A 12,118-nucleotide genomic window follows, 5' to 3' on the forward strand; every position below is an offset into this window, starting at 1 on the left:
CCTGCCGCGGGACGCCGCCTGCGGCGTCCCGCGGCATGATCGTCTGCACGGGTTGACTGTTCCGGCGGGGGCTGGAGACCCTTGTCCGGTGTGTTCCCGGCCCGGTCGGGGACCGGCACGGGAGGCGCCATGAAGTACATGCTGATGTTCTGCAGCGACCAGGCTTCCGGACTCGAACCCGACGAGGAGGAGTCGACCGCGATGGCCGGCTGCGACGAGTGGGCGGCCGAGATGCAGCGGCGCGGGATCCTCCTCAGCAGGGAGGGACTGCAGCCGGTCAGCGACTCCACCACGCTGCGCGTCCGCCAGGAGCAGGTGCTGCTGTCGGACGGCCCCTTCGCCGAGACGAAGGACCAGATCGGCGGTTTCAGCCTCATCGAGTGCCCGGATCTGGACGGCGCCATCGAAGTGGCCGCCAGCCACCCCTGGGCGCAGATCGGTCAGGTCGAGATCCGACCCGTCTGGCAGCCCTGACCCGGCGCCCGCCGCCGTCATCGGGCGGTCCTGCCGGTCGGCCCCGGCAGGCCCCGCCGAGTTCGCCGACCGTGATGTCCTCCAGGCTGCGGCGTCGCGTCTCGACGGCGACGACGATCGCCGCCGCCGTCGCCAGTGCCATGGGCGCCGCACCGATCGCCGCGGTCGCCCGCAGCGAGGGAGTCGCGACGGCCGCCGCGACCGTCGCGAGGATCAGGACGCCCCCCGCCTTGGTCATTCCCGCCGCCAGCCCGCCGCCGCGTGAGCGGATCCGGGTCGGATAGACCTCCGCGGCGTAGGCCGACAGAACCGCGACGACCGAGCTGGAGCCCCAGATGGGGATCACCAGGAGCGCGTGCAGGACGACCCTGTTCTCGGCGACGGAGTCCCCGAGGACGGTGAACACCAGCAGCGCCGCGGTGACCAGCGCGCTCAGGCCGATGAGGGTCCACCGGGTGGAACGGTGGTACAGATAGGCGACCGCGAGGTTGAGCGGGAAGCCGATCAGCGCGGAGTCGCGCAGAACGCGGTCGGCGCTCACGCCGTCGTAGCCGAGCTGGCGGAGGTTGCTGGGCAGCCACATCTGGAAGCCGTACAGCATCAGGCCGATGCCGGCCCCGAGCAGCGCGAGCACGGCGGTCAGGCCGAGGAAGGGCTGCCGCAGCAGCTGCGAGTAACGGCTGCCCACCGTCTCCTCTGCGGCCAGTTCCGACCGGTCGATGCTTACGATCTCGGCGTGGTAGCGGGCCAGCACCTTCCGTGCTTCGTCCTCCTTGCCGACCGAGAGCAGGTAGCGAGGGGACTCGGGCACCCAGCGCGCCAGGAAGATGAACAGCACACCGGTGGGGATGCCGATCAGCCACAGGACGCGCCAGCCGTAGGTGGGGGTGAGCGCCTCGGACGCCCAGCTGGTCAGCACGTATGCGCCCGCGACGTCGCCGCCGATGAGGACCATCAGCCAGCCTCGGTGGCGTGCCGGGATGGTCTCCGACAGGAGGGTGAAGGCGACCGGCAGCATTCCGCCCGCGCTCAGCCCCATGACGAAGCACATGATGACGTTCCACCAGAAGCTGGGCATGGTGCCGCAGACCGATGTGCCGACGAACAGGATCCCGGCCAGCAGCATCGCCGCGCGGCGCCCCATCCGGTCTCCCAGCCAGCCCCAGATCAGCGACCCGAGCACCGTCCCGGTGATGCCGCTCAGCGGCAGCAGAGCGACCGGGACGCCGCCGTCCGGATGACCAGGGGAACGGAGACCGTACTCCTCGGCGACTCCCGGTGCCACGAACGCCAGCGTGGTCGGCTTCATCACGTCGATGGTCACCGCGGCCGCCAGCACGAGCAGCAGGCCGACATGGGTCGCGCCGATCCCCGCGTCGTCGAGCGCGCGGACCTTCAGCAGAGCCGCCCGCTCGTGAACGGCGCGCCGTGGCACGAGGCCCCAGGCCGCCACCACCGATCCGATGACGATGAGCCCCATGCCGGCGAGCATTGCCGCGTCCATCTTCATGCCCGCCATGCGGTAATGCATCTCGGCGGCCTCGACGTACATCGGGAGGTGCAGAACCGTTCCCACCGTGACCAGGACGGTGCCGAGCCAGAACGCCACGGGGCGGCGGCGGGCGTCGGTTCCGCCGAATTCGTGATGTGAGGGGTCCGGCGGGGGACGATGTGTTGTCATGGCGGTGAAAATAACAGCATTATGCTAACCAAAATAGGCTTGATGGGGCATTGGGGTCATATCGAGCAATATGCAATAAAAGGGAAATGGGATCGCGGTGCCGGGCCGGCGCGCCCGCGGCCGGCGGTCCCTGCACGGGCTCGTCCGACCCGTGCGGGTAAGCATCCTCGAAGCAGAAGCCGCCGACCTCGCTCCGCTACCCTCGCCTTGTTGATCAGCTTCTTCGGCCGCCGGCGGTAGGGGAGGTCGTGGTGGAACACGCGAAGGCGAGGGACCGTCGATGAGCCCGCGTCGCTCCGATCCCGGCGTGCGTCCCGCGATGGTCGAGATCGCCGCCCGCCTGATGCACGAGGAGGGGCCCCGTGCGCTCACCGCGCGGCGGGTCGCGCAGGAGACGGGGCGTTCGACGATGCTGGTGTACACACACTTCGGCGGGATGAGCGGCCTGGTGCGCGAGATCGTCCACGTGGGCTTCGCCAGGCTGGAGGAGTACTTCGCGCGGGTGCCCGACTCCGCGGACCCGGTGGCCGACATGGCACTGTTCGGCCGGGCGTACCGGCACAACGCGATGGTGAACCCGCACCTGTACAGCGTGATGTTCGGTGCGTCCTCGCTCCCGGTGTTCTCGCTGTCGGAGTCCGACCGGTTGTACGGCCGGTACACGCTGGTCAAGGTGGCGCACTGCGCGAAGCGCTGCGTCACGACGGGCCGGTTCCGCTGGGACGACGCCGACCTGGTCGCCAACCACATGTGGATCGCCGTGCACGGCCTGGTGAGCCTCGAACTCGGTGGCTACCTCGCGGATCCCTTCGACGCCGACCGCTGCTTCGAGGCGCAACTGGCCGCGCTGATGGTCGGCGTGGGCGACGACGAGCGGGCCGCGCGGGAGTCGGTGCAGGCCTCCCGTGTCCGCTTCGAAGCCGAGTTCGGGCCGGGGCGAGACGCCGAAGGCCTGCTGTAGCGGCGGTTCACCCCCGGACGGGCGCGGGCGGCGACGTCCGCACTCTCTCGTCGAGGAGGGCGACCAGGCCGGGGAGCCGATCGGAGCGGACCAGGCCGGGCAGCATGCAGCGCCACATCGCGGCGACGCACTCGTCGGGCGACGCCCCCGGTCCGCCGTCCGCCATCGCGACCTGCTGGAGCCCGGTGAACGAGGCCACCATGAACCACGCGACGTTCGCGACGTCGACGCCGGGCGCCAGGTCGTCCTGCCGGGCGGCCTCCTCCAGCATCTCCTCGATGCAGGCGGTCCAACGCTCGTAGGGCGGCGGTGTCCGGGATTCGTACAACCGGGTCTCCAGTACCAGGCGGATGCCGGCCCTGGCCATCACATCGTCCCGGAAGGCCGCGCCCACCGCCCAAGAAAGCTCGATCAGCAGCTCGACCGCGCGGGGGTGGCGCGGACGGAGCCGGTCGGTCAGCCGTTCCCAGAGCCCGGAGTACTCCCCGACGATGGCGGCGGCCAGCGCCTCCTTGGCGGAGAAATGAAAGTACAACGCCCCCTTGCTGACGTCCTCGCGAGCGGTGATGTCCTGGAGTCGCGTCGCGCCGTATCCGTTGACCTCGAAGGCGGCGGCCGCCGCCCGCATGATGGCCTCGCGAGTGCGCTGTGCTCGTTCCTGCATCGGCTACCGACCACATCCAGTTCGGTTCTGCAAGCCAGACGTAATGGAGGCAAGGAAGCGTGTTCGTGAAGTTTTGAGGGTGGTTCGCCATTGTACGGCCAGCGTGCTTGACCCGTCAATTACTCGGCGGCAATTTCAGAGATGCGGTCGCCGTCCGGGGAACCGGATGATTTACCTGAATTGGACGCTGGGTGGAAGTGGGAGGTTCGCATGGAATCGGCGGATCCGACCGGGCGGGACGGCAGGACGATGACCCTGGAGGCGTTCGCGGACACCATCGTCCCGGGTGAGAGACGCACGCCCGGCGATCGGGCGGTGGTGGGCGCCGCTCCCGGTCCGGGCGCCGTGGCGGCGGGCGCGCTGGAACTTCTCCGGACCCCCGCCACCGGGATCACCGACGGGCTCGACGGATACACCGACGCGCTCGACGGGCACGCCACCCGCTACGCGGCCGAGCACGACCTGACCTTGGACGCCTCCGTCCCGCCGTTCGTCGCGCTGGAATACGCCGATCGCGCGGCGCTGGTCCGCTCGCTCACGTCCCCGGGGCATCCGGAGAAGGAACTGTGGGTGCTTCTGGCGCTGTTCAGCATCATGGCCTTCGACACCGGTGCGCACATGCGGACCACCGACGCGATCGCCGCCGGACATCCGGGGCTGGCGACCATGCGGTTCGCGTCGCCGGACGAGGACGGGTTGTGGCGCTTCCCGGAGTTCTCGTACCGGCGCGAGCTGGCCCGGCTCCACCCTGACACGGCGGACAACGGGAGCCTGGCGTGAGCGGCACGGAACGCGGAGGCGCGACCCCCGAGAAGACCGACGTCGTGGTCATCGGCAGCGGGTTCGGCGGCGCGATCGCCGCTTACCACCTGGCCGCGGGCGGAGCGAAGGTGGTCCTGCTCGAACGCGGTCCCTGGGTGGCCAGCGATGAGTTCGAGCACGACTTCCTGCTCGGCTCCTCCTACACACGGATCTTCGACTTCGTGGTGGGCGACGGGATGAGCGTGCTCGGCGGCAACTGCGTCGGGGGCGGCAGCGTCGTCTACTTCGCCGCGATGCCGCGCGCCCCGCGGTTCGTGTTCGAGCGGGCCGGGAACATCGGGCGCCGCATGTGGCCCGCCGCGATCGACCGCGACGCGCTGGAGCCCTGGTACGACCGGGTCGCCGAGGCCCTGCCCATCATCAGGCAGGACTGGAACGACGTCACCTACTCGGGCGGGCTGTTCGCGGCGGCCTGCGCGCACGCCGGCCGCACCGCGAACCCGGCACCGGCCGCCATCGACCGTGAACTGTGCACCAACTGCAACTGGATGATGGCGGGCTGCCGGTTCGACGCCAAGCGGTCGCTGCTCCTCAACTACCTGCCCGCGGCGGTGGCCCACGGCGCCGAGATCAGGCCGCTGCACGAGGTGCAGCACCTGTCCCGCACGGACGACGGCGGCTACCGGGTGCACTACAACGTGATCGACGATGAGGACTACCGGATCACCGCGGGCGGAGGCACGCTCGACGCCCGGCTCGTGGTCGTGGCGGCCGGCGCCGGCGCGACGCCGGTGATCCTGCAGCGCTCGGAACACGCGCTCGGCCCGATGCCGCCCGCCGTCGGCCGGTACTTCTCCGGCAACGGCGAACGGCTCAACACGGCGTCTTCGACGAGGAGAAGATCCGGACGGTCCTCGGTCTGGACCGGGGAGGCGAGGCGTACGCGGCCTCGCAGATCGGCAAGGGACCCTGCGTGGTGAGCTGGGACCGGCTCGATCCCGCGCTGCCCGAGTACTCCCGCTTCACCCTGGAGCAGCTCTACTTCCCGCCGGGCTTCGGCACCATCCTCGCGCAGGTCCCGGGCGCGGACGGCCGCCCCGCCTGGTTCGGCCCGGAGAAGAAGGAGATGCTGAGCCGCTGGCAGTCCTGGCTGACCGTCTTCACCATGAGCGAGGACGACAACGAGGGCGTGTTCGGCCCGCCGCCTCCCACCGGGAACGCCACCAGGATCTCCCAGCAGATGCTCGGACGGGGAGCGCTGCGGTACGCCCCGTCCGCGAACACCCTCCGGGGCTGGATGGAGTCCGACGCCGAGGTGAAGGACATCCTGGAACGCGACGGTCTCGCGCAGGTGCTGCCGTGGACCAACGACCTGGTGGGCGCCTACACGGTGCATCCCCTGGCGTCCTGCCGGATCGGCGACGACCCGGCCACCTCCGCGCTGGACGACCGGCACGAACTGCGCGGGCATCCGGGCATCTTCGTCACCGACGGGTCCGCGGTCCCGGGCGCGCTCACCGTCAATCCCGCGTTCACCATCGCCGCGCTCGCCGAGCGCGCGATGCCGGGGATCGTGCAGGCCGCACGGGAGCGGGGCGTCGACGTCCGGTACGGGGCGCCTTCCCCCGAGGGCGCCACCAGCGCCCGCCGGGCGGCGGCTCCGCTCGTCCCCGGCCTGGTCCGCGGCTAGCGGCTTGGAGACCCGGTGACGAGCAGAATGCTCCAGCGCGCGCTCGGCAGGTCGCTCGGCCAGATCAGGTACGTCTCGCCGGTCCGGCCGCGGCCGCCGACGGCGTCGTCGCCGCCGTCTACTCCCAGATGGAACGGGACTTCGGAATGCTCGCGCCGCCGGTGGCGCTGCACTCCCCCGCACCCGGGACGACGGCCGCCGCGTGGATGATGCTCCGCGAGACGCTGGTGGCCGGGGACCCGGCCGGACGACCGGACCGGGAGGCGATCGCGGCCGCGGTGTCACACGCGAACTCGTGCCCTTACTGCACGGCGGTGCACGAGGCGGCGCTGGGCGCGCAGACCTCCCGCCGTGCCCCGGCTCCGGCGGACGGCCCGCGCCGGGAACGGATCGTCTCCTGGGCTCTCGGCATCGGGCGGACCGACGAGGAGCGGACCCCCGTCCCGTTCGATGAGGAGCACGTACCGCGGTTCCTGGGGGTGGCGGTCACGTTCCACTACCTCAACCGCATGGTCAACGTGTTCCTGGCCGACTCGCCCGTTCCGGCGGAGGTGCCCGTCCCGGTTCGCCGGCCCATGATGTCCCTGCTCGGGCGGATCATGCGCGAGTCGTCGGTGGCCGGTCCCGAGCCCGGTGCCGCATTGGACCTGCTGCCGGAGGCGTCCCTGCCCGACGACCTCGCCTGGGCACGCGGCGACCGGTTCGTCGCCGCGGCCTTCGCGCGCGCGGCGGCCGCCGTCGAGGCGGCGGGCCGCCGCACCGTGCCCGAGCCCGTCCGCGAGCTGGTCGCGGACCGGCTGGCTCGCTGGGACGGCGGGCCGCCCGGCCTCGGGCGCGGCTGGGTCGACGAGGCGGTGCGGGGCCTGCCCGACGACCAGCGCCCCGCGGGCCGACTTGCGTTGCTCACCGCGTTCGCCTCCTACCGGGTCGGCGTGGCCGACGTGACGGCCTTCCGCCGGACCGATCCCGGCGACCGGGCGCTGGTCGAGCTGACCGCGTGGGCGGCTTTGACGGCCGCCCGACGGATCGGTGCCCTGCCGAATAACGCCAGGTGAATGGTCCACTCAGAGGTTCTCCCAGGTTCACCGGAGACGAACCGGTGTTGCGTCGAATGCGGCCGGGCTTGAAGTCAAGGCTTGAAGAAAACCGGTTCGTCGGTTTGTATTGAGCAGTGGAGACCGCCGACGGATCAATGGGGGCGCGGTCAACTCCGCGCTTGCTCTGTCGACTGGCACCATCTTTTGTAGCCATTTCGATCGAGGTGGAGGGCAACGATGGAGGGCGGCGCCGTTTCACGTTGTCCCGGTTCCGGGAACGCCGAAGCAGGGGGCGGTACCGCGGGCCAGGGGGAAGGCGTCTATTCCATCGCGATCCGGTCGCTGCTGCCGGCTGACTCCGCCCGGCTCGAAGGTGAGGACAGGGACCACATTCTTCGCCTCACCGAGGTGGGGACGCCGTTGCCGCCCATTCTGGTGCACCGCCAGGTAATGCGGGTGATCGATGGGATGCACCGGCTGCGGGCGGCGATGCTGCGCGGCGAGGAGGACATCGAGGTCACCTTCTTCGACGGCAGCGCGACCGAGGCGTTCGCCCGCGGGGTCGAGATGAACGTCGCGCACGGCCTGCCGCTGACGCACGCCGACCGCCGGGCCGCGGCCGTCCGCATCATGGCCGCGCAGCCGCAGCTGTCGGACAGGGTGGTGGCCGAACGGACGGGGCTGGGCGCGCGGACGGTGGCGTCGCTGCGGCGTTCGACCGCGCAACTCGCGGGGTCGGACAGGCGGGTCGGAGCGAACGGTCGTTCGTGGCCGGTCGACCAGGCGCGGGGACGCCGGCTGGCCGCGGAGTTCATCGCCGCACACCCGGACGCCTCCCTGCGGGAAATAGCCAGGGCCGCGGAGATCTCCCCGTCCACCGCGCAGGACGTGCGCAAACGCCTGCAGCAGGGGCGCGATCCGCTGCCCCGCGGGCGCGCGTCCTCCGGCGCGTCCCCGTCTCCGGCCGTGCCCGAGTCGGGTGCCGTGCCGCAGGCGCCGGCGGTGCCCGAGGTCCCCGCCCGGCCCGCGTCCGCATGGTCGCCCGACTCCGGCACCGCGAAAGTCTGGCGCACGGCGGCCGAATGCGGCCTCGCGTGCGCCGACCGCCCGGAGGTCATGCGCCGGCTGATGAAGGACCCGTCGCTGCGCCACACGGCGCACGGTCGTGAACTGCTGCGGATGCTGAACGCCCAATTCGCGAACGCGGGCGACTGGAGCGGGCTGGCCGACACCGTGCCGACGCACTGCGCGGAGGCCGTCGCCGGCCTGGCCCGCGAGGCCGCGGCCGCCTGGGAGCGGTTCGCCGAGGCGCTCGACCACCGCTAAGCGGCATTTCAATTACCGCTGCCGTTCCACCGGGTTACATTCGCGTGACGCGCGCCTTGAGCGCGCGTCACTGCCTTGCGAAATAACGCAGCGAATTTATTCCGCTACTCTTTGAAACTGATTTCGGTCACGGTTCTATTTTGGTGTGGCCATATCACGACGTTATTGTTCGGGCCGTTAGCGTTGACCCCATCGGATCACCCCTTTAGCGTTATCACGACCGAGTCAAAGGGCCGGCAGGGCTGGAATGTGTGATTCGCCGCCGGGTAATTCTGTCCGCCCAGGATGAAGGGTTGCTCCAATGGAATTGGTTTCCGACCAGGCCGTAGAGCGCGTCGTCCGTACCATGTACGAGAACTTCGGCGAGCAACTCACCATGGACGACATGGCCCGAACCGCGCTGTTCAGCAAGTTCCATTTCTCGCGGGTCTTCCGGCAGGTCACCGGCATCTCTCCAGGGCGTTTCCTGTCCGCGGTACGGCTGCAGGAGGCCAAGCGCCTGCTGATCTCGACCTCACTGACCGTCGCAGAGATCAGCAACCGGGTCGGCTACACCAGCGTGGGAACCTTCAGCACGCGTTTCAAGAACAGCGTCGGGGTCGCGCCCACCCTGTACCGGCAGAACGGCGGGTATCGGCCGCTCATCCCCATCGACCCGCGCCGGGACGGATGGGGCTCCCGCTCGGTGACGCTCGGAGGGCGGGTCTCCCCGCTGCCCGGAGGCGACGCCGGCCCGGTCTTCCTCGGCCTCTTCCCCGACGCGATCCCGCAGGGAGCGCCGGTCCGCTGCTCGGTCCTCGAAGAGCCCGGCGCATACGAACTCGCGAACGTCCCCCAGGGGACCTGGTACCTCCTGGCGTACTCGGTGTCGCAGGACGACGACGTGGTGGTCCCCGATCCCACCGTCACCGATCCCGCGCCGTGGGTGGGGTCGCGGGGGCCGATCACCGTCGGCGCGGACACGGACGTCCTCTCGGTCGACGTGGAACTGCGACCGATGCGCGTCATCGACCCGCCGCTTCTGATGGCCCTGTTCGACCCGCGGATGGCGAGGGTGGACGCGACCGGGAGCTGACGGCCTCTTCTCCCGGTGCGGAAACCCGCGCCGGGCCCCGGACGTCCTCCGCGTCCGGGGCCCCGGCGGTTATGGAGTCAGGAGGGGTGAACGGTCATGGGCAGCCCGCCCCGGATCCGCAGGGAGAGCATGGGCTCCGGGGTCACCCGGCGGCCCGGCACTCCGACCAGGCGGAGATCCCGGGAGACGAGCGCCAGGACGAAGGTGGCCTCCATCAGGCCGAGATTGCTGCCGACACAGAACCGCGGACCGGCGCCGAACGGGATGTAGGCGTACCGCGGCCGTTCCCTGGGACTCCCCGGCTCCCCTGCGTTCTCCGGGGCGAAACGCTCAGGGACGAAACTGTCGGGCTCCTCCCAGTAGTCGGGGTGGCGGTGCAGCGTGTAGGGGCAGATCAGGACGTCGGACCCGGCCGGTACCCGGAAGCCGCCCACCTCGTCGTCGTTCACGGCCTGCCGGGTCAGGATCCACACCGGCGGATAGAGACGCATCGCCTCCTGGATCACCGTCGAGGTGTAGGTCAGGCGTCGCAGGTCGTCGTACACGGGCAGCCGGTCGCCGAGCACCTCGACGGCCTCCTCGTGCAGCCGCCGCCGCACATCCGGGTGCCCGTCGATGAGATGGAGGGACCAGCCCAGGGTGCTCGCCGTCGTCTCGTGCCCGGCGAGCAGCAGGGTGACGAGCTCGTCGTGGAGCCGCCGGTCGGCCGCCGCCGGGTCGGCTTCCTTCCGCACGGCGGCGACCAGCCGGGACAGCGCGTCATCGGCCTCCGGGGACCACCCGGCGCGGCGGTCGGCCACCAGCCGGTCGACGACGCGGCGCAGTTCGGCACGGGCCCGGCGGAACCGGAGCTGCCGGGGCAGCGGCACCCACATCGGCACCATGCTCAGCGACACCATCTCGAACATGGCCTGGTCCTGCACCCGCTCGAACGCCCGCCCGATGGAGGAGAAGCCGCCGAGGTCTGCGTCCAGCAGCGTGCGGCCGAGGACGCCCAGGGTGAGCCCGGTCATCTCCTCCACGACGTCGACCGTCCCCAGCCCCCGCCGTGCCTTGAGCCGTTCTACCAGGCCCGACGCCTCCTCGGCGACGGCCGTGGCCTGCGCGGCGATCCGCGCGTGCTGGAACACCGGCTGGATCGTCTTGCGCTGCTCGCGCCACCGCTCGCCCTCGCTCGTCAGCAGCCCGTCGCCGAGCGCGCGGCGGGCCTGCTGGAGGCCGATGCCCTTCACGTAGTTGCCGCTGTTGTCGGCCAGCACGTGCTTGGCGTGGTCGGGATGGTTGAAGATGTAGAGGGTCTTGGGCCCCGCCGCGACCCGCACCGCGTCGCCGTACTCGGTCACCGCCGACGTCATCAGGCCGAGCCTGTCCCGGACGAGCTTGCCGAAGACGCCCGGCATCGCGCGCCGCGGCGGGCCGGGCGGGACCCGGGCGGGGCCGCCCGCCGACCGGCCGCTCACAGCGGCACCTCCGTGGACTCCGTGGCGAACCGGCGGAACCTCCCGCCGGAGAAGAGCAGGGCGTCCCGGGAGAGGTGTTCGCTCATCGACAGCAGCCGGCCGGTGAAGATGGTGTGGTCGCCGCCGTCGTAGCTGCGCCACGGCCGGCACTCGAACGCGGCCACCGCCCCGCCGATCAGCGGCACGCCGGTGACCGGGCCCGACAGCCAGTCGACCGCGTCGAACTGGGCCGCGCCCAGCGGGCGCCGCCGGTCGGCGAAGTGCCGCGCCACCGGCTCTTGATCGGCGGCCAGCACGGAGATGCCGAAGTGCTCGCAGCCGTGCAGGGCCCGGTGCATGTTGGCGTCCCTGCCCACGCACACCAGGACCAAGGGCGGGTCGAGCGACACGGAGGCGAAGGAGTTGGCGGTCATCCCGTGCGGTTCGTGCCCGTCGCAGGTGAGCACGGTGACGCCGGTCGGGAAGGCGCCGAAGGCGCGGCGGAGCCGGTCCCGCTCGAACACCTCGCCGACCCGGTCGGACCCGGCATTCACGCCGGCCTCCCGATCTCCGCGAGGGGGGCCGGCGCGAACGGCGCCAGCGCCCTGGTGAGCGACTCGGGCACGCGGGAGGGGGCGGTCGCGCCGTTCGGCCCGCGCATGCACGCCACGCGCTGCCGCCCGCGGGCGACGAGGGCCTCGCCGCCGTCCGGATCCAGCCGCACGTAGTCGAAACTGAACTCCAGCTGCGTCTGGGCGAGCTCCACCAGGCGCATGCGGATCGACAGCTCGTCGAAGGCGGTGATCTCGGCGAAGAACTCGCAGTCGACCTTCAGCGTGAACAGCTTCAGGTCCGCCTGCAGATCGTCCAATACGCTCGGCGCGAGACGCTTGAGGAACATCTCGCGGCACCGTCCCTGCCAGCTCAGATAGTTGACGTAGTAGACGTTGCCGACGAGGTTGGTCTCCTCGAAACCGACGGTGTGCCGGTACTCGAAGTAGTCGTTCAT

Annotated in this window: 13 protein-coding genes; 8 read left to right on the top strand and 5 right to left on the bottom strand. The window is 71.0% G+C overall.

What is annotated here, in order from left to right; translation table 11 throughout:
• Positions 1–129: 129 nt before the first annotated feature.
• Positions 130–474, top strand: coding sequence for a YciI family protein (locus BJF79_RS37025; protein WP_075904402.1), 345 nt, complete (start codon positions 130–132; stop codon positions 472–474).
• Here the strand turns inward: BJF79_RS37025 and BJF79_RS37030 are convergent.
• Complete coding sequence (locus BJF79_RS37030; protein ID WP_075904404.1) at positions 374–2,083, bottom strand: MFS transporter; 1,710 nt, start codon at positions 2,081–2,083, stop codon at positions 374–376. The two genes, BJF79_RS37025 and BJF79_RS37030, sit on opposite strands and share 101 nt — an antisense overlap.
• Positions 2,084–2,435: 352 nt before the next feature.
• On the opposite strand from BJF79_RS37030, the gene BJF79_RS37035 reads away from it, so the two are divergent.
• A complete protein-coding gene (locus BJF79_RS37035) occupies positions 2,436–3,116 on the top strand; it encodes a TetR/AcrR family transcriptional regulator (protein WP_075904405.1) in 681 nt (226 codons plus the stop codon).
• Positions 3,117–3,123: 7 nt separating this feature from the next.
• Here the strand turns inward: BJF79_RS37035 and BJF79_RS37040 are convergent, their stop codons facing one another.
• Positions 3,124–3,780, bottom strand: coding sequence for a ScbR family autoregulator-binding transcription factor (locus BJF79_RS37040; protein ID WP_083734527.1), 657 nt, complete (start codon positions 3,778–3,780; stop codon positions 3,124–3,126).
• Between the two features lie 210 nt (positions 3,781–3,990).
• On the opposite strand from BJF79_RS37040, the gene BJF79_RS37045 reads away from it, so the two are divergent.
• From BJF79_RS37045 to BJF79_RS37065, 6 genes are all read left to right on the top strand, one after another.
• Positions 3,991–4,560 (top strand): DUF5987 family protein, encoded by a 570-nt coding sequence (locus BJF79_RS37045; RefSeq protein WP_075904408.1) that lies wholly within the window; start codon positions 3,991–3,993, stop codon positions 4,558–4,560.
• Entirely contained in the window at positions 4,557–5,522 is a 966-nt protein-coding gene (locus BJF79_RS63475; RefSeq protein WP_262403125.1) for an FAD-dependent oxidoreductase, read from the top strand. The genes BJF79_RS37045 and BJF79_RS63475 overlap by 4 nt, the downstream gene beginning before the upstream one ends.
• Positions 5,516–6,232: a GMC family oxidoreductase gene (locus BJF79_RS63480; RefSeq protein WP_262403126.1), complete on the top strand. Its 717-nt coding sequence runs from the start codon at positions 5,516–5,518 to the stop codon at positions 6,230–6,232. The genes BJF79_RS63475 and BJF79_RS63480 overlap by 7 nt, the downstream gene beginning before the upstream one ends.
• A gap of 128 nt (positions 6,233–6,360) precedes the next feature.
• A complete protein-coding gene (locus tag BJF79_RS37055) occupies positions 6,361–7,287 on the top strand; it encodes a carboxymuconolactone decarboxylase family protein (protein WP_143220736.1) in 927 nt (308 codons plus the stop codon).
• 219 nt (positions 7,288–7,506) lie between these two features.
• Complete coding sequence (locus BJF79_RS37060) at positions 7,507–8,595, top strand: ParB/RepB/Spo0J family partition protein (protein WP_075904410.1); 1,089 nt, start codon at positions 7,507–7,509, stop codon at positions 8,593–8,595.
• A 301-nt stretch (positions 8,596–8,896) separates the two neighbouring features.
• Positions 8,897–9,670: a helix-turn-helix transcriptional regulator gene (locus tag BJF79_RS37065; RefSeq protein ID WP_075904412.1), complete on the top strand. Its 774-nt coding sequence runs from the start codon at positions 8,897–8,899 to the stop codon at positions 9,668–9,670.
• A gap of 77 nt (positions 9,671–9,747) precedes the next feature.
• On the opposite strand, the gene BJF79_RS37070 is transcribed toward BJF79_RS37065, so the two are convergent.
• From BJF79_RS37070 to BJF79_RS37080, 3 genes are read right to left on the bottom strand one after another with little or no spacing between them, the layout of a single operon-like run.
• Complete coding sequence (locus BJF79_RS37070) at positions 9,748–11,130, bottom strand: cytochrome P450 (RefSeq protein ID WP_075904413.1); 1,383 nt, start codon at positions 11,128–11,130, stop codon at positions 9,748–9,750.
• Positions 11,127–11,663: a flavin reductase family protein gene (locus BJF79_RS37075; protein WP_075904415.1), complete on the bottom strand. Its 537-nt coding sequence runs from the start codon at positions 11,661–11,663 to the stop codon at positions 11,127–11,129. Before BJF79_RS37075 ends, BJF79_RS37070 begins: the two co-directional genes overlap by 4 nt.
• On the bottom strand, positions 11,660–12,118 hold the full coding sequence (locus BJF79_RS37080) for an acyl-CoA thioesterase (RefSeq protein ID WP_075904417.1): 459 nt from the start codon (positions 12,116–12,118) through the stop codon (positions 11,660–11,662). Before BJF79_RS37080 ends, BJF79_RS37075 begins: the two co-directional genes overlap by 4 nt.

The sequence above is a fragment of the Actinomadura sp. CNU-125 genome, assembly GCF_001942465.1.
Classification (GTDB): domain Bacteria; phylum Actinomycetota; class Actinomycetes; order Streptosporangiales; family Streptosporangiaceae; genus Spirillospora.

Coding starts and splice junctions, on each gene's coding strand:
- BJF79_RS37040 (WP_083734527.1), bottom strand. CDS start 3,780: ATGCAGGAACGAGCACAGCGCACTCGCGAGGCCATCATGCGGGCGGCG.
- BJF79_RS37025 (WP_075904402.1), top strand. CDS start 130: ATGAAGTACATGCTGATGTTCTGCAGCGACCAGGCTTCCGGACTCGAA.
- BJF79_RS37045 (WP_075904408.1), top strand. CDS start 3,991: ATGGAATCGGCGGATCCGACCGGGCGGGACGGCAGGACGATGACCCTG.
- BJF79_RS37080 (WP_075904417.1), bottom strand. CDS start 12,118: ATGAACGACTACTTCGAGTACCGGCACACCGTCGGTTTCGAGGAGACC.
- BJF79_RS37060 (WP_075904410.1), top strand. CDS start 7,507: ATGGAGGGCGGCGCCGTTTCACGTTGTCCCGGTTCCGGGAACGCCGAA.
- BJF79_RS37055 (WP_143220736.1), top strand. CDS start 6,361: ATGGAACGGGACTTCGGAATGCTCGCGCCGCCGGTGGCGCTGCACTCC.
- BJF79_RS37065 (WP_075904412.1), top strand. CDS start 8,897: ATGGAATTGGTTTCCGACCAGGCCGTAGAGCGCGTCGTCCGTACCATG.
- BJF79_RS37035 (WP_075904405.1), top strand. CDS start 2,436: ATGAGCCCGCGTCGCTCCGATCCCGGCGTGCGTCCCGCGATGGTCGAG.